The sequence below is a fragment of the Limosilactobacillus gastricus DSM 16045 genome (genome assembly GCF_001434365.1).
Taxonomy (GTDB): Bacteria; Bacillota; Bacilli; order Lactobacillales; family Lactobacillaceae; genus Limosilactobacillus; species Limosilactobacillus gastricus.
On the sequence record NZ_AZFN01000007.1, the window covers coordinates 1 to 24,533 of the forward strand.

Genomic DNA, 24,533 nt, shown 5'->3' on the forward strand with positions numbered 1-24,533 from the left:
AGTGTCCAACTTTAAGGGTTCACTTCAAGGCTCTCCCATTCTGATGACCGTTTTTCTATTTACATTTCATCTGGCGCTTTAATATCAAGCATTAACAGCGCGTACTTCAAAACATGACTGATGGCTTGTACTACCGCCAAGCGCGCATCTCGTTGCTCATCGTCAACCAAGATCCGAGTATGTGCATAGTAACGGTTAAAGCGCTTAGCTAATTCCAAAGCATACTTAGCGATAACGCTTGGATCATAATTATCCGCGGCCCGTTGAATGACATCGGCAAAACGGCCCATAAAGGAAACTAACTCCCATTCTTCGGCGCCAATCTTCGTCAAGTCAACTTGAGAGAAGTCCCGCAGACCACCTTTACGTAAAATACTTTCGGCCCGCGCCCGGGAATATTGGACATAAGGTCCCGTCTCCCCTTCAAACTTAACCACTTCATCGAGATTAAAGTCAACGGCATTGCGCCGGTTGTTCTTCAAATCGTGGAAAATGACAGCGCCGACTCCGACTTGTTTAGCGACTTCATCAGCATTAGCTAAATCAGGGTTCTTTTCCGCAATTTGTTGGCGCGCTAAATCAATCGAGTCGTTTAAGACATCTTCTAAGGAAACGGTATTCCCCTTCCGCGTTGACATCTTTTGTCCGTTAATACTCATTAACCCGAAGGAAATATGTTCAATCTGGTCGTACCAGTTGAAGCCCATTTCCTTAAGACCGGCCTTTAATTGGTTGAAATAAGCTTCTTGTTCAGCTCCTACCACGTAGAGTGACTTTGCATGGCCAAACATCCGCTTCCGGTAAAGGGCAGTAGCAATATCCCGGGTAATGTATGTCGAGGTCCCATTACTCTTGATGATTAACAGCGGTGGTAAATCATACTTTTCAAGGTCAACGATTTCGGCCCCTTGACTCTTTTTCAAGAGCTTTTTATCCCGCAATAGTTGAATTGATTCCCCCATTTTTTGAGCACTAAAAGCTTCCCCATTGAAGGAGTCAAAGTTCACATCCAACATCTTGTAGACCCGTTGGAAACGTTCCAAGGAAATTGATCGGAACCAGCGCCATAATTGCCAAGCTTCTTCATCGCCGTGTTCCAATTTGGCAAACCATTCCCGGCCCATGTCATCATATTCGGGATGTTCATCAGCTTCCCGACTAATCCGGACATAATAGCTTAATAAGACATTAATCGGATCCTTAGCAACTTCTTCTTCGCTTCCCCACATTTTGTAAGCGGCCATCATCTTCCCAAATTGGGTACCCCAGTCACCAAGATAATCAATCCGAATCGGCTTATAATGTTCTTTTTCGAGAATCCGAGCAATTGACTCCCCAATCATGGTCGAACGTAAATGCCCCATTCCCATCGGTTTGGCAATGTTAGGTGAGGAAAACTCAACGCTGGCCGGAGCATTGTGTCCCAGATCACGGCGACCATAGTTGGCTGGATCAGCTAAAATAGCTTTTAAAATATCGGCCCCGACTTGCCCCTGGTTCATGTAAAAGTTGATGTAAGGACCAGCTTGGACTACCTTTTCATATTTACTCGTGTCTAATTTGGCAATTAAATCTGCCGCAATCGCTTGCGGGGCCTGATGTAACTGTTTAGCTAAGAAAAAGGTAGGAAAAGCAAAGTCCCCGTTATTGCTATCCTTCGGCCGTTCGATTTTGCTTTCGATTTCGGCGACCGAAAGCTCTGGCAAGACCGTTTGTAGGGTCATCGCAATTTGTGCTTGTTCGTTCATCGCATCCTCCTGTTTTTTATCTTGTCGTCTGAATGACGTTCGTTTATTCTCAATCCTAACAATTATAGCAAGGTTGATAAGGGTTATTCAACGATCATCGCTGATTTATGAAGCAATTAAGGTATAATACTAATTATTAAGATAAAAGGAAGTTATCATGCCATCAAAAAGATATCGACAATCACCAAGTCGGCCAACTCGACGACCGATACCACCAATTGAAGTTGCCATCGGTGACCGGTTTCCCCTAACGATTAAGAAACTGGGTATTAACGGCCAAGGAATTGGTTATTTTAAGCATAAAGTATGTTTTGTGCCCCAAACTATTCCCGGTGAAATCATTGTTGCTGAAGTGACGGCCGTTCACGAAAAGTATCTTGAAGCTAAGATTCATCGCCTGAAAAAAGCCAGTCCGGATCGCGTTTCTCCCAAGGACGACTATGCTGGCTTGGCTGGCGGTTTTGAGTTAGAACATCTTGCTTATCAGCGCCAATTAGCATTTAAACGTCAAGTGGTCCTTGATAGTTTAGCTAAATTTAAACCATTTGGTTATCAACACTATCAGGTGCGTCCAACCATCGCGGCCCCGCATCCTTATGGTTACCGGAATAAAGCCCAGTTCCAAATCCGCCGAATTGACGGGAAAATCGTGGCGGGCCTTTATCGGGCTAATAGCCACGAGGTTATCGATATGGTCACTTGTGCGGTTCAAATGCCTGCAACGATGCTAGTAATGCGCCAATTAGTCCAATGGATCCAAGAACTTCAAATCCCCGTCTATGATGAGGAATCTAATAGTGGAATTATTAAAACTATTGCTATTCGAGAATCCCGCAGTACCGGTGAAATCCAGGTTACCTTCATCACCAATAGTCGCAAACTCCCCCATAAACGCCTCCTACTGGACAAAATCCAAACTGAACTCCCCGCTGTTAGGTCGGTCATACAAAACTTCAACCCTGGTGATACCCCCTGATCTGGGGAAAGAAGACCACCAAATTAGCAGGTGATGACTATCTAACCGAAAGTTTGATGGGATTAGACTTTCATTTATCCGCCCGCTCCTTTTTGCAATTAAATCCAGAACAAACGGAAACCCTGTATGAAGAAGCTGCTAAGGCTATCGATTTAACGCCTGACGATACCCTAATTGATGCCTACGCCGGAATTGGTACCATTGGTCTTTCCCTAGCAAGTCGGGTTAAACGAGTTCTTGGCATGGAAACGATTCCTGAAGCTGTTGCTGATGCCAATCAAAATGCCACTTTAAATGGGATAACTAATGCGCGCTATGAAATCGGAACCGCCGAAGAAGTAATGCCCAGATGGCGGCAAGAAGGCCTTAACTTTGATGCGATCATTGTGGATCCGCCACGAACCGGTTTAGATCGGGCCTTTATTGACCAGATCCTTCAAGAAAAGCCCCATAAGTTCGCCTATATTTCATGTAATATGGCCACCCTCGCTCGGAACCTGACTCACCTTGTCCCAACCTATCGCGTGGAGTATATTCAACCCATTGACATGATTCCCCAAACGCCGCGCTGTGAAGCGGTTGTCAAATTAGTATTAAACGAAAGGTAAATAACTTTATTAAAATTAACCTTCTCTGGAGATGCCAGATATGTATAGCGCAAAGAATTTAAAAATGTCCGTAAATCACCATCAGATCAGCTATATCCAATTTGGAAAAGGTTCTAAAGTATTGGTTTTAATTCCAGGATTATCAACACAACGAATAGAAGGTAAAGCATATTCAATGTCTTGGCTATATCGTGAATTTGCTAAAGACTATAAAGTCTTAATGTTTGATCGTCGGGACGATGTTAATCCCGGATACTCAATCCGCCAAATGGCTGAAGAAATCGCTCAAGCTTTAGACCAACTAAAAATTAAATCTGTTGATGTTATTGGTGTGTCTCAAGGCGGCATGATCGCCCAGTGTTTAGAAATTACACATCCAGAATTAGTTCATAAAATGGTGATAGCAGTGACCATGAGTCGGCCAACCAAGACATGTAAACAAACTATTGGCAATTGGATCTCTTTGGCCAAAAATGGTGATACCCATACATTAGTTAAAGATTCGTTATTTAAGTCATATTCCAGGCAATATATTAAGCATCATAAATGTATGTTAAACTTATTGAGCTATTTTAGTCGCGTTAAGGACCTGAATAGATTTATTATTTTAGCTCAATCTATTCTGGAATTTAATATTTCTGATCAATTAACAATGATTAAATGTCCGACTCTAGTAATTGGCGGGCGTCAAGATAAGGTCTTAGGAATTGAAGGAACGCTACAAATAATCGATCAAATTCATGCACAAAGTTACATTTACGATAACTATGGTCATGCTTTATACCTTGAAGCTAAAGATTTTAACCACAGAATTCGTAGATTCCTAAATGAACGGTAAATTCACCCAATTATTTTGGGTTTGAAATACAAGAATACTCACAACCTATTTATCAAATATCAACGTAAACTACTAAACGGCCCAGTGACCAACAATGGCACCTGGACCGTTTTTCATCTATGCAAAATAATCTTTAATGATTGTCTTGTAGGCTTCAATCGTGACTAAAAAGCTTGAGATGGTCGTGTACTCATTTACTTGATGGGAGATGTTCCAATTATCAGCCCCCAGCAAAACGACCGGCAGATCCTGGTGATGCTTAACAAAGACACTGGCATCCGTCGCCCCATTAATAATCGTTAGTTTGGGTTGTTCATGTTCGACAAGGGAACTATACGCCTCTTGGGAAGCCTTTAAAACCAATTGCACTAACTTACCATCGGGATCAGATGCCACCGGCCAGAAACTATGAATAATCTCCAAACTTAATTGCGCCTGTCCCGCTTGATTAATTTGATCTACTAAGGCCTGCAATTTAGCAATCACCTGGTCATTAGGAAACGCCTTGGTTGGCCGGATATTTCCGTTAATTTCGGCCTGATCAGGAATCGTATTCACTTGGTCACCAGCCTTAAAAATGGTCACACTGTGTTTAACGGTTCCCAAGTATGGATCAACTGGGGAGTCATCAAAGAGCTGGCGTTCACCGACACAAAAATCAATCAAACTATCAATCGCATTAACCCCGTCAGCAGGGCGGGAGCTATGTACCGACTTACCAACACTAGTAACCCGATAATTCAAGCTCCCCGAATGAGCATAAATAACATTCCCACTGGTGGGTTCCCCAACGATCAAGGCACTAAGATCTTGGGCGATCCCAGCCGCTTCTAATCGATTTGCCCCCGGCGTTCCATACTCCTCGCCAGCGGTGGCAATTAACCGAACCTTCCCAGGAAGCTTCTGTCCAGCAGTCACCAATTCAATAATGGCAATAACTTGAGCAGCCAGGCCACTCTTCATATCGGCAGCCCCGCGCCCATAAAGTCGATCACCAACGACGGTCGCCGCGAATGGATCATAATCCCATTTTGCCAGATCGCCAGTTGTCACCGTATCCATATGACCAGTGATTCCTAGAACTTGATCATCGGTTCCTTCACCGACCTCCAAAAGTAAGTTCGCCCGTTGATCACCAAAGGGCAAGACCTGAGCTTCAAGCTTATATTGAGCAAATAACTTTTGTAAGTACTGGGCCACCGCCAATTCATTTCCGTTAACGGATTGAATCTGAATTAAATCCCGTAAAATTTGAAGCCGTTCTGCTTTTTCCATGCGTCAACCTACTTTCGTTTAAACTAACGTTTTTGGTGGTTGAGGCTCTTGGCTAACCAATCACCAATTAATTGAATAATTAAAACAAAGAGCAAGACTAACAATGTCGCTACAAAGGTCACGTCATTGTTAAAGCGGTTATATCCGTACGAGATCGCTGTGTTCCCAAGACCACCAGCCCCAATTGCCCCGGCCATGGCCGTTAAGGATACAAGTGAAATCAAGGTCACCGTGGAAACCCGAGCAATTTCAGATCGGGCTTCTTTTAAGTAGACGTTAAGGATAATGTCCCAGTTGGTTGCTCCCAAAGCTTGGGCTGCTTCCACTTTCCCGGGGTTAACACTTTCTAAGGCCACTTGGATCTGCCGAGCATAAAAAGGTGCCACGCCGACTGACAATGGAACTAACGCAGCCGTCATCCCAATTTGCGTCCCCACTAATAGTTGGGTAAAAGGAGCGATGAAAGCTAGCAAAATAATAAATGGAATCGCCCGGAAAACTGAGACAACTTTATCACAGAGACCAAACCAAAAGGCATTTTCTAAGATGCCACCTGGTTTGGTAATTACTAAGGCCACCCCAAAAATTAACCCAATGATACCCCCGAAAATAGCGGGCCATACCGTCATATAAATGGTTTGTCCAATTGCTGTTCCCCAACCGCTATCGCCTGTCCATCCTAAGGAGCTCACATTTGGGAACCAAGAATTTAATAAATTAATCATGCCAAATCCCCCGATCATCAATTTGCGTTACTTCGATTTCTTTTTCTTTCAAGTATTTCAATGCCTTAGCATGTTGTTCGTCGGTTCCTTCTACAATCACGAAGAGCGTCCCCACCGGTTCATTACCTAAAACTTCCACGTTCCCGTAAAGCATGGAAACATCGACTCCACATTCCTTATATAGGGAAATAATGACCGATTCACCGACGTTTTTAGCACTAAATACTAACTGATACAGCCGCTGACTGGCGGACAATTGTTCCAAGTTGTAGGCGCGCAGGGTATCAATCGCCGCCAGTGAACCACCCACGAATTGTCGAGTTAATTCTTGTTGGGGCTTTAGATAAATGTCATGCAGGGTTCCTTGTTCAATAATCTTCCCGTATTCCATGACGGCAATCTTATTCGCAACCCGCTTAACGGCATCCATTTCGTGCGTGATTAAGACAATCGTTAGTGATAACTTCTCATTCAAATCCTTCAATAAATCCAAAATTTGGTTGGTCGTTTGGGGATCTAAAGCCGAAGTTGCTTCATCCGAAATTAAGATATCTGGGTCGTTGGCTAACGCCCGAGCAATAGCCACCCGTTGTTTTTCCCCCCCAGATAGTTGGGCCGGAAAGGCTTTGGCTTTATCAGACAAGCCAACTAAGTCTAATAGCTTTTCCGCTTTAGCTTGCACTTCTTTTTCTTTTAGTTTGCTATGTTTAAGGGCAAACATCACGTTTTCCACGACGGTGGTTTCGTCTAACAAGTTAAAGTGTTGGAAAATCATCCCGATCTTCCGCCGCTTTTCTTGAAGCTCTTTATTAGAAATTTGTTGTTTTTGATCATCAAAGAGGACGGTCCCATTGACTTCAATCCGCCCTTGTGTCGGCTTTTGTAAGAGGTTGATAGTCCTTACTAAAGTGGACTTCCCAGCACCCGAATAACCGACCACCCCATAGACATCACCTTTGGCAACGTGCAGGCTAACGTCTTGAACAGCTTTTACTTCCTGGTTCTTTTCCGGATGGAAGGTTACATCAACATGATCTAAGGCAATAATATCGCTCATATAAATATCCTTTCTAAACTACTTTAAGTTCAAATCCCAAGCGGTCTTTTCGGTATCACCATAATACTTTTGGTAAAGCTTCTTAACGGCAGCTGTCTGATAGGCTTTAACCACATCTTTATAGGCTTGATTGTTCTTGTCCTGCTTTCGAGCCACAATGATATTAATCCATTGTTCTGAATCTTTATTAACTGGCTCAGTATAAATGACATCCTTACTACTTAACTTAGCGGCATTGGCATAGGTATTGTTTACTACTGCAGCATCTACATCATCCAAAGTCCGCGCTGTTTGCGAAGCATCCATTTCTTTAATATTCAGGTTCTTCTTATTTGTCTTAATATCCGAGATTGTTGCTAATTTCCCTGTGCCCTTCTTAAAGGTAATCAAACCAGCATTCTTTAATACGTACAAGGCCCGAGATTCATTGGTGGCATCATTAGGAACCGCAATCGTGGCGCCATCAGGTAAATCATTAATACTCTTGTACTTAGTTGAGAATAAGCGAATCGGAGCAATCACTGTTTTCCCGATTGAAATTAAATTACCCTTATTAGCCTTATTCCATTCATCTAAAAAGGCTTGGTGTTGGAAAGCATTTAAATCAATGTCCCCATTTTTTAGCGCCTTATTGGGCTGATTGTAATCAGTAAAGGTCTTGGTTTTAACGGTAATCCCATATTTTTCCTTTGCCGTTTTAGCAACTTGTTTCCAGATTGCCACATCAGCTTTGGAACTATCAACCACCCCGACTGTCACGGTCTTTTGACTAGTCTGGGAATGATGGAAAAAGCTAAAGTAAGCGCCAATCACCACCACTACAGCAATGATAATCCCAATGGTCCAATTACGTTTCTTGTGCATCTCGATCTACCTCTTTTTGTTTTATGACGAATAAAAAACACCCGCCCCAATCATCTCTGATAAAGGACGAGTGCTCGTGTTACCACCTTTAGTTTGCTACTTCCTCACGAAAAATAGCCTTGCTAGGTTACTCTGATCAAACAGAATTACCTTGCACTAATAACGTGTGCGACCCCGTCACTAGCTAAATGATCGCCAGTGCCATTCCAAGCCCATCTTCATAACCTTAAATTATCCTCTTTCACCACCCGAGGACTCTCTTACTAATCGCCAGTTACTACTCTGCTTTTCGATATGTTTATTCGTTCATAATTAATATGTTTTTTATTATAGCTGAATTCCAGGGATCGTCAACCACTTCGCCTTAATAAATTAAACTAATTCTCATAATTAACTATTTTAGGCGCTCCCATTGTTGCCAAACCATCTCATCCTGATAATCGGCTAACTGAGTACCGGCTTGCTGCCGATATTGATTTAATTTTGCCGGATTTTTTAAAAGTTGTACTACCTTTTGCACAAATTGACTTACTTGATTAACTGGTACCAATTCACCATTAACCCCTGATTGAACTAATTCCTTTGGCCCGTATTGAAAATCATAGCTGACCATCGGCACTGAATGAGCCAAGGCCTCAACCATCGCTAAGGGAAAAGCATCGATACGACTAGCATCTAAATACAAATCGGCTTCTTGGTAAGCTTTGGATAAATCGACTTGGTAGCCCGCCCAGGTAACGGCTCCTTGAAGTTTTAATTCTTCAATCAATTGATCTAGTCCCCTCCGTAACTGGTCACTGCAGTAACCATAAATGGTTAAATGCGTCTTTGAAACCTGGTGATGAATTTGGGCAAATATCTGTAGCAATTGATCAATTTGTTTATCAGGAGCAATCCGACCGACATAAATCATCTCAAAGACCGCCGGCTTTTTTTGCTCAGTTACTACCACTGGTTTTACAACCACGGGGCTCACTTGATATACCGGCACCTGATTACCAACCCGTGCTCGAAGATTCGTCGCCTGTTCCTGGCTGGCGGCTAAGATCCCATCCCATGCTTTAACGTTCGAAACTAAGGCTGCTTGTAGAAGGGTTGCTAATGGTCCATGCGCTTGATCTGGTCGATCACCGCCTTCTGGCATGGCCATCCACAGATATTTATGAGCCTTCGTCTGCATCCGCAAGACTGGGTTAATCGTTTCTTGTGGTCGATCGGCAATAAATTGATTATTTTCACCATGGGAGCGATTCAATTCATCTAAGAAAAAGGTGAATAGGTCATCTAAATTATCAAAGAAATAATCACGTCCCTGATAGTCTTTCAAGATATTTAAAGAATTGATTGCTGTATTCTTAGTTGATTGTACATAATAACGTTCTAGATAACGTTTTCCATTCGGCCGATAGTACTGTTCGTAAAATAATTCCCCTTGTTTCCCATAGCTGCGATCTAGGCACTTAAAGCCACGCCAATCATAGATTTGACTCAAAGTCTTATTGCCACTATCATCGAAATAGTCAATCCGACCAACCTGGGCCACCGTCCCCCCAATAAAGTAGATTTCAGCCACTAATCGGCCACCCAGCGTGACCTGACGAAAGTTATTGCCCGTCCCGATTTGATAATCCACCGGCAAAGCGAGGTCATCGATCTTTAAAGGCGCACCGACATAATCTTGGGTGCCCGCAAAAAAATCATATAAGGTCGTCACTTGGCTTCGGTCCAGGCCAAAACGTTGTAAAGTCTGATCAAGGTTCGGTAAAAAATCACGCAGGACTAGTTGTGCCGGACTTTGATGGCGCTTGAATAAACGTAGGCGAGCTAACTCCGTATGTTCGATACTCGAGTTTTGCGGTAACAAATACCGGTTCACAAAAAAGAACATCCTTATTCTCCCTCCACGATTGAAATTAAGTTCTTCCATAATTGCATCACGTTAGCTTCCGAATATCGTTCACTATCCTGATAGGCATGGCCACTGAATTGCCGCAATTTGTCCGGATGACTCAATAAATCAATAATGGTCTTAGCTAAACCGTCCCCATCACCATTTTGCGTTAGGTACCCATCTTGACCGTCAATTACCACTGCCGCTGGGCCATACTTGATGTCATTAGCCACAATTGGCACTCCATGGGATTGTCCTTCAACTAACGATAAGGGCAAACCCTCGGCTCGTGATGGTAAGACCATTACTTGGGCCTGATCATACACTTGTGCCACATCACTGGTATAACCCTTAAAATGAACTGACCCCTTGATCTGAAGTTGGTCGACGAGTTCCTTTAGTTGGTCATCAAAATGATCATTTGCATAGCCCCACAGCTCTAACTCAGCCGTTGGTACTGCTGCTTTAATTTGGGGCCAGACTTGAAGAAGTTGATCTTGTTGTTTTTCGGCGGAAAGCCGGGCCACAACCACTACTAGTCCAGGTCTGCGTTGTTCAAACGGCACTCGCGGGGTCTTTAAGACTTCATCAGGTACGATCGGCCCAGGAATTTGCAGGACGCGCGTTTCTTTAGCAAACCGCGCTGCCACATCCGCTGCTTGTTGTGGGGTTAAAGCAATAATCCCATCCCAATCTTGAGCATGGTTTAAGCCCCAAGTATAGTTATAATTCAGGGGTGAATTCATAATGTCATCCCCATTGTTAAGATGATTATTGTGGAGTTGCAGCCAACGTGACACGCGATGATGCATATTTAATACTGCCCATCCCAGTTCATAACTCCGGTCAACAATTAAACCAACCTTTTGATCACCCACGATCGCTGGATCAGTCACTAACTCGTCATAGAAAAAGCGGGTTAAATCATCAAAGTTGGTAAACTGATAATCACGACCACGATAATTAACCAGATGATATACTTGTTGTTCTTTTTCCCGTTTATTCAGGGTTTTCGTGGTTTGAATTGCCAAACTTCCATCTGGACGATAATAATTCTGCACTGTAATCTGATTGGACCAATCATACAATTGATCCACCGACAAGAAGCCCCGATAATCAAACCAGGCCACTTTAACTAGTTTTCCAAAGCGGTCAAAATATTGTTGATTTAACACATGGTGATCCCGTTTGTCCCGTCGAACATACATCACGCGATGTTTGCCCGCATAGTAATTATAATTAACTCCATCTGCTTGCCGTCTCCAGGATGGATCAATGGCCAGTTCTTGAATTTGTTTGGGATGATACTCTACCATCAGAGACTCTTGAAAGTAGTCAAACAGGTTAATAAAGTCTTGATCTTCTACCCCAGCAGCTTGGGTAATTTTATGTAATTCATTCGAATATTGGCGCGTCACAATTTTGGCCGGGGAATTGAATTTGTTAAATAAATGCTGGCGCTTAATTTGCGCATGCTCAATTCCCGACTTATTAGTTTGTAAATTATCATTTAAGAAGAATAACATAGCCGACTCCTTTTCATTGGTTCGAGTTTATCACACCTCAATGAAGATTATTAGTGATGTCTTCAGACATATGTTAAGATAAAGAAATCAGTATACTATATAAAGGAGTCCCTCATGCAAAACCCCTTTGGGAACAACAACCAAGACTTTTTTAATAACTTACCCATTCCACCAAATTATGCCAAAATCATTAACGACCAGGGTGATATCCGAATTGCTAAGGTTGGTTTTTCCTGGACCACTCTCTGGTTCGGATTTTTCCCCGCTATTTTCCGGGGTGATTGGTATAATTTTTTAGTAATGCTTTTTATTGATGCTGACTACTACCTAGTATCAGTAGTCTTTGGGTGGCAATGGATGTTCGCCTTACCATTCCCCGCCATTTTCTTTGGCTTTGTATATAATTACTTATACTTCCGCCATCTCTTCCACAAAGGCTTTCGACCAGCGGATCAACATTCACAAGAAGTATTAACCCGCGCTAAATATTGGAAATAGTAAGCCAACTCACAAAACGGCGACTGATGAAGCAAATCGTTTCATCAGTCGCCGCTATTTTTTGCTTAATGTTGATCACTCCACGCTTGTGGATCTTCTCGCCATTGATGTAATGATGCCAATTGATCTTGGTTAATCAATTGTTTTTGTTCTGCAGTGGTAATTAAGGTGGTGTAATTAGTGACAGTTTGATAGCTAAGACCGGCTTCCGCAAAGTTCTGATCTAAGGCTGGTAATTGGTAAGAGAAAACCGCAACTACCCCGAGGACCTGACCCCCTTCGCGATTAACTTCTTGGGCCGCCTTTAAAACGCTGCCCCCCGTAGAAAGCAAGTCGTCGATTACCACCACTTTTTGGCCTGGTTTTAAAACCCCTTCAACTTGTTTACCTTGTCCATGATCTTTGGGCTTTGACCGAACATAGATAAATGGCAAATCCATAGCTTGAGCAACCCAAGCGGCATGGGGAATCCCAGCTGTAGCTGTTCCGGCAATCACTTCTGCTTCTGGGAAGTTCGCCTTGATTAATTCCACCATGCCTTGGTAAATATTCGCCCGCACATCAGGATAAGAAATGGTCAGCCGATTATCGGTATAAATTGGCGAATGTAACCCACTCGCCCAGGTAAATGGTTGATCCGGGTTCAGGGTCACCGCTTGAATATCTAAAAGGCCTTGTGCAACTTTTTCAGCATAATTTGTCATTTTGTTTCTCCCATAAATGCTTGATAGATAGTTTGATAACTAGTAACTGGATCATCACTTTGCGTAATTGGTCGCCCAACCACAATGCCATTACTACCAATTTGGCGCGCTTGAGCAGGGGTAACTACCCGGGATTGATCATCGGTTTGATTGAGGTTCGGTCGAATCCCTGGGGTTACACATAAAAAGTCATCCTGAGTAACCTCTCGAATGGCTTTAACCTCCAAGGCCGAGCAAATAACCCCGTTAGCCCCAGCCTTTTCCGCCAGTTGCGCATAGCGCTTAACTGAATCTACTAACGCCCCCGGAATACCTTGTTCCTGATGCATGGTGTCCTCATCCATTGAAGTTAATTGGGTCACTGCTAATAACTTAGGTGTCGGCAAATTAACTGTCTTGGCTCCGGCAGTCAGACCTTCCTTAGCTGCTTGAATCATTTTCGAGCCCCCAGCCGCATGGACCGTAGTAAAATCGACCCCCAATTGGCCAAGAATTTCCATCGATCGACGAATAGTATTTGGAATATCATAACCCTTAAGGTCCAAGAAAATTTTTAAGCCTTTGGCCTGGGCAGCTTTAATAATTGCCGGACCATTAGCATAGTACAATTCCATGCCAATTTTCACAATTGGCTTATCAACTAAGGCACTCAGTTGATCAAATAGCTGTTCGGCAGCTTCTTTCGTATCAACATCAATTGCCACCATTGGTACAAAATGTTCCATTACTTTCTCCTAATAAAAAACACAGTCCTCCCCATTGAGAACTGCGTTGCTCAATCACAATTTTGCCCTCTCTGGAGTCAATTCAAATGTGATAGTTATTCTAACGTAATACCTTCGTTACCGTCGTATTCTTCCACCGCCACATGGACCGTTTCATTAACGGCCGTCGGAATATTCTTACCGACAAAATCCGGCCGAATCGGCAATTCCCGATGTCCCCGGTCGACTAAGACAGCCAGTGAAATCCGCTTGGGACGTCCCAAATCCATTAAAGCATCCAAAGCAGCCCGCACGGTCCGTCCAGTATATAGAACATCATCTACCAAGATAACGTGCTTATCATTAATATCAAAATCAATATCAGCGCTCGTCACGGTTGGTTCCACCGTATGGTCAGCTTGATGACGGTCATCACGATACAGGGTAATATCTAAAGAACCAACTGGTACCTTTACCCCTTCTAATTGTTCCATCCGCTTTGCCAAACGTTGGGCTAAATAAACCCCCCGAGTCTTAATTCCTACAAAAACTAAGTTATCGACACCCTTGTTCTGTTCAATAATTTCATAGGTAATCCGGGTTAATGCTCGTTGCATACTGGACCCATCAACGATTTCTCGTGCCAAAATTCCCACTCCTTTGATTATTAAAAGCTCGTTTTAGTGCCAGGACTAAAACGAGCTAGTTTCATTCAACATAGTCAGTCCTTAGGCACCTCACCGGGTAACTTTAAAGGTTTGTTAACATAAGTTTAACTTTGCTAACACTGGCTTGTCAATCATTTGTTAGATTCTCTTTAACCCTCCCAAGGGTTGGTCAAAATGATCGTTTGTTCACGATCAGGACCGACGGAAATCGTCGCTAATTTGGCATTTGATAATTCTTCTAACCGTCGCAGGTACTTTTGCGCATTCTCTGGCAATTGATCAAACTCGGTAACTCCAGTAATGTCTTCTTGCCAACCCGGCCATTCTTCATAAACCGGTTCACACCGTTCTAGTTCGGCTAAACTAGCTGGATAGTAGTTGATAATTTCACCATCTAACTTGTAGGAGCGACAAATTTTAACCGTATCGAGGCCATCAAGCACATCCAAAAGGTTCAAGCTTAAGTAATTCATACCATTAACCCGTTGGGCGTGACGCATGGCAACACTATCAAACCAACCTACCCGACGGGCGCGGCCAGTCACGGTTCCATATTCATGACCAGTTTCTCGAATATGATCCCCAATCTCATCATGCAATTCCGTTGGGAAAGGACCAGCTCCTACCCGGGTTGAGTATACCTTACAGATTCCGACAACTGTATTAATCAATTCTGGACCTACCCCAGCTCCCGTAGCGGCCCCACCGGCAGTTGGTACCGATGAAGTAACGTATGGATAAGTCCCATGATCGATATCTAACATGGTGCCTTGTGCCCCTTCAAAGAGAACCTTTTGACCATTGGTTAAGGCATCACTAATCAACACCGAAGTATCCGTCACGTATTGTTTCAATTCTTGACCGTATTGGTAATATTCTTCAAAGATGTCATCAAAATTAATTGGGTCAACATTATAAACCTTGGTGAATAAGTCATTTTTGATCGCTAAATTTTGCTTTAACTTCTCAGCAAAGGTGTCCTTTTCTAATAGGTCACACATCCGAATCCCAATTCGCGAAACCTTGTCCATATAGGTCGGGCCAATCCCATTTTGGGTTGTCCCCACTTTATGGTCACCTTTAGCAGCTTCTTGGCATTTATCCAATAAAATGTGGTAAGGCATCGTTAAGTGAGCTCGATTCGAAATCCTTAAGCCACTTACGTCGATCCCTTTTTCTTGAAGATAGTGTAATTCTTCTAAGAGGGCTTTGGGATTAACCACCACCCCATTACCAACAACCGCCAATTTACCAGGGCTAAAAATCCCCGATGGCACTAATCGCAATGAGAACTTCTTGTCATCAAAGGCAATCGTATGCCCTGCGTTATTCCCCCCTTGTGAACGAACCACGACGTCAGCATCTTGACTCAGGTAATCGGTCATCTTACCTTTCCCTTCGTCACCCCATTGACTACCAACAATCACTACTGATGCCATAAATAATCACCTCATTTTTCGATTGCACAATTACTTAATAATACTACAAAATCAGCTACCAGATTGCAAGTCTAGATATTGACAATTGATAGTTAGATGACTGAAATTGTTCGGTTTTGTGCGGAGGAAAATTAAAACAGCCCGTTAAAAAACGGACTGCTTTGCCAATCTATTAATTTTTATGAATGACGCTCTTAATCGTCGTTTGGCTATAGGTCCGGTTGTATTGCGATACAACTTGACCATTTTCAGCGTTTTGTTCCAAGGTAACCATGTTCCCATCGCTATCAATCGAAACAACCACGCCCGTATGTCCATAGATTCCTGGACTAAGCGCCCCACCAGCTTCCCAACAAATAATATCGCCAGGTTTAATGTCACTGATGCTTGGGTAATTTGTCACTGTAAAGCCATAGCTTGCCCAGTCATAGTCAGACCCAATATCTTGGGCGTACTCATGACCGCTCCCCATCATGGTTGGGCCACCTAATTGTTTGGCATACCAAGCTGACAATCCATAACATTGCCCATTATATAAAGTATTTCCTTGTTGCGCTTCTAAGGCCGCTAAAGCCTCGCTCACACTCATTGAATTATTAGTCGTAGTTGTCGTCGTGGTTTGATCACTTTGATTATCATCAGCAAATGCTGGGACAACACTTGTGGTCATTAATGCCCCAAGAGACAGGCTGGCCATTAAAATTTTACTTATCTTGGATTTAAAAATCATCAGATCCTCCTAAAAAATCGATAACTTTACTATACAAGATAATCTTTAACAAAAAATAACAACAACGCAAAAAATGGTTAACATAAATTTCATTTATATTACAGCTTGATTGCGAACAAAAAGACTGGTAAGAAATTAATTTCTTACCAGTCTCTATTGAAATAACTAGCAGAACCAGTAAACCACGTAGTAACTAACTGCGTAGCATGGTGTCCAGCCCCATGACCATGCACATGGGTTCCAGCCATGGTGAGCTGGCTTCCAGTGGTGACCATGATTTGGAGCCTTTGGTGCTGTTGGTGCCGTCGGAGCGGTTTCAGCAGTAGGAGCCGTAGCTGCAGTGCCGGCTGTAGCAGCAGTACCAGCTGTGGCGGCAGTGCCGGCTGTGGCAGCAGTGCCGGCCGTAGCAGCAGTACCAGCCGTAGCAGCAGTGCCGACCGTAGCGGCAGCATCAGCTGTGGCGGCAGTGCCGGCCGTAGCGGCAGTACCAGCTGTGGCGGCAGTCGTGGCCGTTTCAGCAACTGGAGCAACTTCAGCTACCGGAGCAACTTGGGCTACATCAGCTGTTGGAGCGGTACTTGCGGTCTCAGCCGTCGTCGTTGTCGTTGACGTAGCAGCGGTTTGACCTGTTGTGGTTACGTCCGCTTGAGTTGCCGTGGTTGCAGTCGTTGCTACTGATGATGTCAAGGCGATATCAGCTGTCGTAGTATCAGTAGTGGTGGTATCCGCATTAGCAGTTGCTGTTCCCGCAAGGGTCAATGCAAAGGCAGCTGCGGCCGTCGTTGTCAAAACTTTCGTCCATTTTTTCATGTCATTACCTCATAGATTTAATTTCCAATTTGATCTTGAATTCCGTGGGTTGTTTTCTCCCACTTTGTAATCCCACGTAATTTGTTGCATAAGGCAATAATAATAGCAGGATACAGAATGTAGTTATATAAAATTAACAAAATACAAGCAAAATAGATTTGCGGTGTCTGTTCTTCTTGCGAAATTTTTAGATAGTTATAGCAAATTAGGAGATCGATACTGTAATTAATCATTAACAAGCCGATCAATAACAGCCAATACTGTGAAAGATTAGCAATTACATATCCTAAAACATATAGATTCGCAATCCCGAATAGAATCGTCGTAAACGGAATCAACATGTAAAAGCTCATTTCTAATTTGGCTAGCCCGCCAACATGATTATTCCTTAAAATCCGTCCCCAGTATCCCGTTAAACAATCCATACCACCTTGGGTCCAGCGAGTACGCTGGCGAACAAAGGCTTTGACCTTATCCACCGCCTCTTGATAAACCACGATATCGGGGGCATAACGGGTTTCTTTGCCTTCTAACAAGAACCGCGTACTAAATTCAAAATCTTCTAATAAAGCATTCCCCCACGGGTCATAGCGAGTGACCGAGCTAGCCCGGATGAACTGGCCATTCCCAGAAGCAGCCGCATTATTAATCTTATTTCGGGTATTTTGAATCCAGTTATTAATTACGGTAAATTCAACATCCTGCAAAATTTGTAAGAGGTTGTGACATTCCACCATTTTGACTCGAGTTTGCAATAAAGCAAGTTTAGGGCTCTGACTGAAAGTTTTAATTACTCGTTCATAATCAATTGGACGCATATAAGCATCGGCATCAAGTACCCCACAGACGACCCGTGATGGATCGGTTTCTTGATCAACCACGCGATGATAGGCCCAGTTTAAAGCGTCACCTTTCCCAGTTTGAGCATTGGGCTTAAAACGCTGAATCAACTGAACCCGATCGGTACAAGCATACTGACTAATTGCTTGGCGCACCTCATTGGCAGTCTCATCGGTTGAACCATCATCAATGATCACCATCTTAACCATCGGTAAGTGTCGCGTACTTTCTAAAAAACCAGCAATCGTCTTTTTAATGACCGGTTCTTCATTCATCGCCGGCACTAAAATGATTAAACTCTTAATTGATGATTCTTCAACCGTTTCCGGCTTCACGAACTTTTTAACTCGCTGCCTAAATCCTGATAGCATCGTCATTGCTACCAGCAATTCACGTTTTAACAGTGGCGTTTTCGCTGCCGTCTGCCGTTTAGGTTTAACTCCGTAAAGCATCAAAATTGATTGTAAGATACTCCAACTTACGGTCGTTCGTTGGTCACGATACTGTTCTTCCAACTCGTAATTTCTAGGTGTCGATCCAAAAGCAATCAAACAAACCAACCAAGTTGAATAAACAATTAAGCCAACTAACGAAAAATTAAAGATTACCTGATTCACGTATTGTCTCACCTCCTTTCAATGTAGGATAATGGTCTTATTTCACCATCACACGAGTGGCAGCGGTTGCGGCCGTCCCGGCTGTATCCGCTGTATCAGCCGTATCAGCACGGCCACCCGATCCAGAAGTTCCGTTTTCACCCGACTGCCCCGAACTTGCTTTTTGCCCAGGGATCACTTTATATTGATGATTCTTCAAGGTTGGTCCCTTGGGGGCTTTGTCAGCCGTCGACGCAACCGGCGCAACTGACGCAATATCAGCTACCTCGTTCGTATAGGTACTACTTGTCTGCTTAGCCGACTTGGTAGAAAGTTTCGTTGAAACCGGCTGATCGCTTTGCTTGGTCGACTTTGTTTGTGGAGTCATAAATACGTAAACAATTAAACCTAACCAGCCAACCAACGCAATGGTTAGTAATAATCCCCGGAATCGTTTCATCATTTACCTCCCAAATACTCTGTTAACGCTTCTAAAATTCGCTCAGCTGCGTGACCATCTCCGTAAGGATTTGGCGCGGTTGCCATCTGTTGATAACGCACCTTATTGGTCAATAAAGCCGTTAACTGTGTTTTAATAACCTGTGGATCCGTTCCTACTAAGCGTAAGGTTCCAGCCGTTACTCCTTCAGGGCGTTCTGTTGTATCCCGCAATACTAGAACCGGTTTCCCCAGTGATGGGGCTTCTTCTTGCACCCCACCAGAATCAGTCAAAATCAAGTAGCTCCGAGCAGCCAAATTATGAAAATCGATCACCTCAAGTGGATCAATAATATGGACCCGCTCGACCCCATCAAAGACTTCATGCGCCACTTTTTGTACTCGCGGGCTGAGATGGGCAGGAAAAATCACTTCCACATCCGGTTGGGCCGCAACTACTTCTTTAATCGCCGTTAAAGCCCGGCGCATTGGTTCGCCCTGATTCTCTCGACGATGCATCGTAACCAGGAGTAATTTAGCATCAGGATTTTTAATCTGCGCGAGCACTGGATGCTTAAAATCTTGAGTAACCGTGTATTGTAAGGCATCAATCGCCGTATTCCCGGTTACGACAATCTGCTTTTCAGGATGATGTTCCAGCAATAAATTTTGCTTACTTTGATCAGTCGGGGCGAAGTATAAAGTAGCTAAATCATCAGTAATCTGGCGATTCATCTCTTCAGGAAATGGATCATACTTTTGCCACGTCCTTAATCCCGCTTCCACATGACCAACGGGGATTTGTTGATAAAATGCGGCTAAAGCAGCCGCCATCGTGGTAGAAGTATCACCATGAACCAGTACCATTTCAGGTTGAACTTCTGGAATAACTTTAGCCATCTCACTCAAAACTCGATTGGTAATATCGGTTAAAGTTTGCCCACTTTTCATTAAATTAAAATCATAATCAGGATGTAGGTCAAAATCTTCCAGCACCTGATCCAACATTTCGCGATGTTGTGCCGTCACGACGACAACTGATCTAAAATCTGACGATGCCTCAAGAGCTTTTACCACTGGCATCATTTTGATCGCCTCTGGGCGGGTCCCAAAAACCGTCATGATTGTACGTTGCATGCTATCTTCCCTTCCTACACCTATAATTCAATATATATGTAACTATATATTTTAAAAGATATAATTATATTAAAATTTAAGGAAAGATTTTTCAACACCTCATAATAACTAAATTATTCCGTTAGCTTAATTCGCTATCATTTCATAAACGGTCTTTTGCCTGTTATCCGAACTTAGTGAGAAATCATTCGAATTTACTGGTCGTAAACACGTCCATTTACTAACCAACAACTTCAATCATTCGGCAAAATAAAAATCGCCCGATTAAAAAAATCGTGACGATTAATCGAAAAAAATTTTAAAAACTACTTAAATAAGTCCACAATACCAATCGGTTATGATCTAATTTGTTGATCTGATGCCAAACGCGTCGTAACTCACTGGGGCGATCGGTGACAACCCCATCAGCCCCCATTAGAATCATCCGGCGCATCATCATCGGGCTATCCACCGTCCAAGCAAAAATCCGCTGATGCTGAGCATGTGCTTGTTGCATAAACCGATTATTTAAACTGCCGTACTCCATCGTGTAGGCCTGGAATGAGGTTCGTGGATTCATTAAATTATAGCCCTGAATATCAACAATCGATAGGCGTGGAGCCGCATGGTGCATCTGGATTAAAGCCTGATAATCAAGCGAATGTACTAAATCATGGTGGGTAATTAAGGTTTTAGCATACCGCTGGATAAAATGATTTACCATGAGCGGCGAATCATAGCGACTCGTTTTTAATTCCACAATTAATTTTTGATGATGTCGCTGGGCAACCTTCAGATATTGATCTAAACTCACTAATTTAGCCCGATGACCATTTTCCCTAACGGTAATCTTTTCTAACTGCCGTAAGGTTAACTGGTGCGGTCGGCGACTAATCCCGGCTAATTTTTGCAAGTTTTCATCATGCAAAACCACAAATCGGCCGTCCTTGGTTTCATGGACGTCGATTTCAACATAATTTGGATGACTGGTTTGAATGGTCTTTAAAAGTGCCGGAATAGTGTTTTGAACTCCATTATGACCATTAACCCCCCGATGTGAAATAACAAGCGGCTTTTTAACCGCTATTTGATTCACCGCCTGTCCCTGATAAATTGCCTTCCCCAATAGCAATCCCAGCACCAGTAAAAACAAGCAGCCCCAACGCCAATTTAATGGTTCCTGATTTCCGTCCTTCAAGTTCCTGGGGCCAACCAAAACCAACGTTAAACGAATCACCATAATCGCTAAGGCTAATTCACTAATGATTTGTAAACCACCAATTACTAATCCCATCATTGGCCTTGGCAGTTGAGCGATGGGAGAAACCCAGACTAACCCATAGATTAACCATAAAATTAAGGTTGGCCACAAAATTGCTAAGCAGATCGATCGCCAAAGCAGTAGCCCGGCCCAGCCCTTGGTTTCTTGCCAACTTTTCTGAAGCGCCTGGCGAACCGCCAGGTGATCTAACATTATTTGGGGTAAAACCATAACCCAACGATACATTAAACAAACCGCTAGCAAATAAAGAATTGTTGCCGTTGCTAATATCCAAGTATGGCGAGGTAAAAAATCTAACAGGAAGATCGGTAACTGGATTTGTGACCACAGCGGCGTCCGATACAGTAAATTTACCCATGGCAATCCAACGAGCGCAATTAACAGCATGACGCCGATCCCGCCCCAACCATCTGGTCGCCAAATCTTGCCGGTCTTAAATTTAATTTGTTCTCCCTGACTAATAGAAAGCAACCCGTTAAACCAAACCGTCACCATCCAATAAGTTAAGACCAACGCAAGCAGAACTTCTAGGCCTAAGCCTAATAAAGCCCACGAATGATGATCAATAACTAGCATCAAATTAGCAACCGTCACTAAGGGCCAATTAGCCGCATAAAACAGCTGGCTAGCTAGCCAGCGCCCCACTGGAATAATGATAAATTGTAAAACTACCGACCAACTCAAGGTCCAAGCTAGCATGGCAAGCCAAGTTGAAACGGGCTGATTTTTCTTCTTTTGCATAAGCAATCCCCTTTAGTTGCTTTCATTATACTAAATTGATGATCATGAGAATACGGGATTAAGGTTTCTAGTTATACTATTTGTTGTAAAGCATCTTATCTATAATTCTACTCAATCCCCCGCATTCGGCTTACTCGTGGGACGGGAAAGCAAAACAGGGACCAGAAATCTAATCGCCTAGCCTTCTGGTGCCTGCTTCATTATCTACAATTAATCATCATCTTTACTTGGTAAACAAGCAAGGACAAGCAATACTAAATGACCAATGCCAGTCAATAACTTAAGAAATACTAATCCCAAAGGCAAACCCGCATCTCTTAATCTCCGCACCGTCACCGCCCATCGTGGAATCAAAGTAACTAAATACCAGCCCGAAAACATCCAAAAGAAGATGACCACCTGATTGCCACTGAATGAAAGATGGTCACCAACTGCTGCACCACGTAAAATCTTAAGACCAACTTGAATAAAGATCAAAATGATCCCAATTAAAGCATTCCAAAAGAATGCCCACCAGAACTGGGAACGGGTACTTCTCCCTGTGAAGGTAAAATATCGCCGCCAAAAATCACTATATGCTTTAAACATGACTGTTACCTCCTATCATTTCCTTGTTATTCTTTCTATATGACAATGATATCATGAATGACTGCCTTGATATAATACCCATTTCTAAATTAATTTAACGATAACGAAAAATAGCGCTCCAGTTCGCTATTTTTAGCAAACTAGAGCGCTATTTACCCTCAATTAATTTTCTTTCCTTAGAATTGGTAAGGAAGGAAAGCACCATGCTTTTTCGCTAATCCGTAAATTTCTTCTTGGTCACCGTTAGCTGGAATGTAAAAAATCACCCCATCTTCAGCAACACAAACCGTGTATTCCTTGGATTGTGGCTTGATTTGGCTTGGTACTGTCAGAACCATAGATGTTCCAACCTTGCGTACTTTAACAGTCATTAAATTCACCTCACATTAACTTGTATTTTATACAAACACGCATAACCAAATACTTTCGAAATTATATTAGCATCGTGCTACCTATGTTTGTTGATACAAATTAATTAAAGTGAGTACTTGCATTCATATAGCTGTGAATCAGTATTGTTCTTCAATTAATATATCTATCACCATCTAAATATATAACTTACAGAATTATCGATTAACTTTTTACCGGACAGTTTATAAAAAGTGTGTACTGACCACCAAGTTCACAACTACGATTGGAACAGTCTTTTCGTCCCTTTTTACTCAATTCATCGATTCAAAATCATAATAAATGACACAGCATCATTTCAAATGGGCTGTTATTTAATATTTTTCTCATTTTCGAAGTTCGTTATCAACCCTCTGGCCAAACGTCTTGGGAAACTTTAACCACTAATTTAATCTTATTCCATTGTTCTTCACTTGTTAAGGAGTTTCCTTCTTCGGTAGAAGCAAAGCCACATTGAGTTGATAAAGCTAAATTCTTCAAAGGCACAAATTCTGTTGCCGCTTGGATCCGTTCTTTTAAGAGATCTTCACTCTCTAATTCTGGGAATTTCGAAGTTACTAATCCTAGCACCACCCGAACATTGTCCCGGTTATTCCAGATCTGCTTCAATGGCGCAAAACTGCCGGCCCGATCAGTATCATATTCTAAAAAGAAACCATCATAATTTAATTGGCCCAGATACTTCGCTACCACATCGTAACCACCACTAAAAAGATAAGTTGACTTAAAGTTTCCCCGGCAAACGTGAGTTGTAACGGTTAAATCCTCAGGAAGACCCTTTAAGGCCCCGTTAATGACCGTCACCGCATCTTCAGCTAGTTTCCGGTACTTAGCTTGTTCTTGGAAGTCGTCCTTAGTTTCCAGAAATTTAGCAATTAAGAAGGCCCAAGTAGTATCGTCTAATTGGATATAACGACAGCCTAAATCATAAAAATGTTGAATCGTTTGATGATAGGCTTGGGCGAGATCAGCCAGGTAATCTTCCCAATTGTCGTAAAAATTCAGGGCAAGGTCGCTTCGATTATCCCGGAAGAGCATCGTTGGTGATGGTATCGTTTGTTTCGGAATAACACCAGTTGGGGTTACGCTTTGTAAATATTTAAAGGCTTCAAAGAAGGGATGATCTGGATTGTAGGCAATCTTTCCCGTTAAGCGCACATTATCTGTCCGGGTCTTACTGCCCTTAAACTTGTAGCTTTCATTATAGTCGTAACGTTCCGTCCCGTTCAATCCCCACAAAAAGTCCAAATGCCACCAACTGCGACTAAATTCTCCATCCGTGACCGCTTTTAAACCGGCTGCTACTTCTGCTTGGACTAATTCTTGAATATCCTTATTTTGCACTTGCTTTAAACCGGCTGCATCCAACTTGCCCGCCGCAAAATCAGCATGCGCCTGCTTTAAATCTGCCGGACGTAAGAATGAACCAACGATATCAGCGTGAAAAAATTGTTTTGTCATAA

The 24,533-nt window shown here is 42.9% G+C and carries 22 protein-coding genes, 1 pseudogene and 1 other annotated feature; of the genes and pseudogenes, 3 read left to right on the plus strand and 20 right to left on the minus strand.

Annotated features, from left to right (window positions below):
* Positions 1-59: 59 nt before the first annotated feature.
* Positions 60-1,748: an arginine--tRNA ligase gene (gene argS / locus FC60_RS03080; RefSeq protein WP_056937035.1), complete on the minus strand. Its 1,689-nt coding sequence runs from the start codon at positions 1,746-1,748 to the stop codon at positions 60-62.
* Between the two features lie 157 nt (positions 1,749-1,905).
* On the opposite strand from argS, the pseudogene rlmD reads away from it, so the two are divergent.
* Together rlmD and FC60_RS03090 are read left to right on the plus strand one after the other, a co-directional pair.
* A pseudogene (rlmD, locus tag FC60_RS03085) lies at positions 1,906-3,332 on the plus strand (23S rRNA (uracil(1939)-C(5))-methyltransferase RlmD).
* 40 nt (positions 3,333-3,372) lie between these two features.
* Entirely contained in the window at positions 3,373-4,170 is a 798-nt protein-coding gene (locus FC60_RS03090; RefSeq protein WP_056937036.1) for an alpha/beta fold hydrolase, read from the plus strand.
* A gap of 117 nt (positions 4,171-4,287) precedes the next feature.
* Here FC60_RS03090 and FC60_RS03095 read toward each other — a convergent pair whose 3' ends face one another.
* The 6 genes from FC60_RS03095 to FC60_RS03120 all read right to left on the minus strand — a co-directional run bounded on the left by FC60_RS03095 (position 4,288) and on the right by FC60_RS03120 (position 11,508).
* Positions 4,288-5,445 (minus strand): ArgE/DapE family deacylase, encoded by a 1,158-nt coding sequence (locus tag FC60_RS03095; protein ID WP_056937037.1) that lies wholly within the window; start codon positions 5,443-5,445, stop codon positions 4,288-4,290.
* Between the two features lie 23 nt (positions 5,446-5,468).
* The gene (locus FC60_RS03100) at positions 5,469-6,170 is read right to left on the minus strand and encodes a methionine ABC transporter permease (protein ID WP_056937038.1); all 702 of its coding nucleotides are present in this window, start codon (positions 6,168-6,170) and stop codon (positions 5,469-5,471) included.
* The gene (locus FC60_RS03105) at positions 6,163-7,227 is read right to left on the minus strand and encodes a methionine ABC transporter ATP-binding protein (protein WP_056937039.1); all 1,065 of its coding nucleotides are present in this window, start codon (positions 7,225-7,227) and stop codon (positions 6,163-6,165) included. Before FC60_RS03105 ends, FC60_RS03100 begins: the two co-directional genes overlap by 8 nt.
* Positions 7,228-7,245: 18 nt before the next feature.
* Positions 7,246-8,091: a MetQ/NlpA family ABC transporter substrate-binding protein gene (locus FC60_RS03110; protein WP_056937040.1), complete on the minus strand. Its 846-nt coding sequence runs from the start codon at positions 8,089-8,091 to the stop codon at positions 7,246-7,248.
* Positions 8,092-8,150: 59 nt separating this feature from the next.
* Positions 8,151-8,393: a binding site (T-box leader), on the minus strand.
* A gap of 92 nt (positions 8,394-8,485) precedes the next feature.
* Positions 8,486-9,979, minus strand: a complete 1,494-nt coding sequence (gene asp1, locus FC60_RS03115) for an accessory Sec system glycosyltransferase Asp1 (protein WP_056937041.1) — start codon at positions 9,977-9,979, stop codon at positions 8,486-8,488.
* 2 nt (positions 9,980-9,981) lie between these two features.
* A complete protein-coding gene (locus FC60_RS03120; protein ID WP_056937042.1) occupies positions 9,982-11,508 on the minus strand; it encodes a glycosyltransferase in 1,527 nt (508 codons plus the stop codon).
* 114 nt (positions 11,509-11,622) lie between these two features.
* On the opposite strand from FC60_RS03120, the gene FC60_RS03125 reads away from it, so the two are divergent.
* A complete protein-coding gene (locus FC60_RS03125; RefSeq protein WP_056937043.1) occupies positions 11,623-12,006 on the plus strand; it encodes a hypothetical protein in 384 nt (127 codons plus the stop codon).
* A 65-nt stretch (positions 12,007-12,071) separates the two neighbouring features.
* Here the strand turns inward: FC60_RS03125 and pyrE are convergent, their stop codons facing one another.
* The 13 genes from pyrE to FC60_RS03190 form a co-directional block, all read right to left on the minus strand.
* Positions 12,072-12,710, minus strand: coding sequence for an orotate phosphoribosyltransferase (gene pyrE / locus FC60_RS03130; RefSeq protein WP_056937044.1), 639 nt, complete (start codon positions 12,708-12,710; stop codon positions 12,072-12,074).
* On the minus strand, positions 12,707-13,435 hold the full coding sequence (pyrF, locus tag FC60_RS03135) for an orotidine-5'-phosphate decarboxylase (protein WP_056937045.1): 729 nt from the start codon (positions 13,433-13,435) through the stop codon (positions 12,707-12,709). Before pyrF ends, pyrE begins: the two co-directional genes overlap by 4 nt.
* Positions 13,436-13,530: 95 nt before the next feature.
* Positions 13,531-14,061, minus strand: coding sequence for a bifunctional pyr operon transcriptional regulator/uracil phosphoribosyltransferase PyrR (pyrR, locus tag FC60_RS03140; protein WP_007122729.1), 531 nt, complete (start codon positions 14,059-14,061; stop codon positions 13,531-13,533).
* A gap of 170 nt (positions 14,062-14,231) precedes the next feature.
* Positions 14,232-15,521, minus strand: a complete 1,290-nt coding sequence (locus tag FC60_RS03145) for an adenylosuccinate synthase (protein ID WP_007122730.1) — start codon at positions 15,519-15,521, stop codon at positions 14,232-14,234.
* 172 nt (positions 15,522-15,693) lie between these two features.
* Positions 15,694-16,251 carry a CHAP domain-containing protein gene (locus FC60_RS03150; RefSeq protein WP_056937046.1) on the minus strand — a complete coding sequence of 186 codons (558 nt, stop codon included), beginning with the start codon at positions 16,249-16,251 and terminating at the stop codon, positions 15,694-15,696.
* Between the two features lie 165 nt (positions 16,252-16,416).
* Positions 16,417-17,061 carry a hypothetical protein gene (locus FC60_RS03155; protein ID WP_056937047.1) on the minus strand — a complete coding sequence of 215 codons (645 nt, stop codon included), beginning with the start codon at positions 17,059-17,061 and terminating at the stop codon, positions 16,417-16,419.
* Between the two features lie 17 nt (positions 17,062-17,078).
* Entirely contained in the window at positions 17,079-18,518 is a 1,440-nt protein-coding gene (locus FC60_RS03160) for a glycosyltransferase (RefSeq protein ID WP_056937048.1), read from the minus strand.
* A gap of 37 nt (positions 18,519-18,555) precedes the next feature.
* Positions 18,556-18,957: a hypothetical protein gene (locus tag FC60_RS03165; RefSeq protein ID WP_056937049.1), complete on the minus strand. Its 402-nt coding sequence runs from the start codon at positions 18,955-18,957 to the stop codon at positions 18,556-18,558.
* Positions 18,957-20,072: a non-hydrolyzing UDP-N-acetylglucosamine 2-epimerase gene (wecB, locus tag FC60_RS03170; RefSeq protein WP_056937050.1), complete on the minus strand. Its 1,116-nt coding sequence runs from the start codon at positions 20,070-20,072 to the stop codon at positions 18,957-18,959. Before wecB ends, FC60_RS03165 begins: the two co-directional genes overlap by 1 nt.
* 298 nt (positions 20,073-20,370) lie before the next feature.
* Complete coding sequence (locus FC60_RS03175; protein WP_056937051.1) at positions 20,371-22,074, minus strand: glycerophosphodiester phosphodiesterase; 1,704 nt, start codon at positions 22,072-22,074, stop codon at positions 20,371-20,373.
* Between the two features lie 210 nt (positions 22,075-22,284).
* Positions 22,285-22,662 carry a DUF805 domain-containing protein gene (locus FC60_RS03180; RefSeq protein ID WP_056937052.1) on the minus strand — a complete coding sequence of 126 codons (378 nt, stop codon included), beginning with the start codon at positions 22,660-22,662 and terminating at the stop codon, positions 22,285-22,287.
* Between the two features lie 176 nt (positions 22,663-22,838).
* On the minus strand, positions 22,839-23,033 hold the full coding sequence (locus tag FC60_RS03185) for a hypothetical protein (protein WP_040468788.1): 195 nt from the start codon (positions 23,031-23,033) through the stop codon (positions 22,839-22,841).
* A gap of 382 nt (positions 23,034-23,415) precedes the next feature.
* Positions 23,416-24,531 carry a vitamin B12 independent methionine synthase gene (locus FC60_RS03190; protein WP_056937053.1) on the minus strand — a complete coding sequence of 372 codons (1,116 nt, stop codon included), beginning with the start codon at positions 24,529-24,531 and terminating at the stop codon, positions 23,416-23,418.
* Positions 24,532-24,533: the final 2 nt, after the last annotated feature.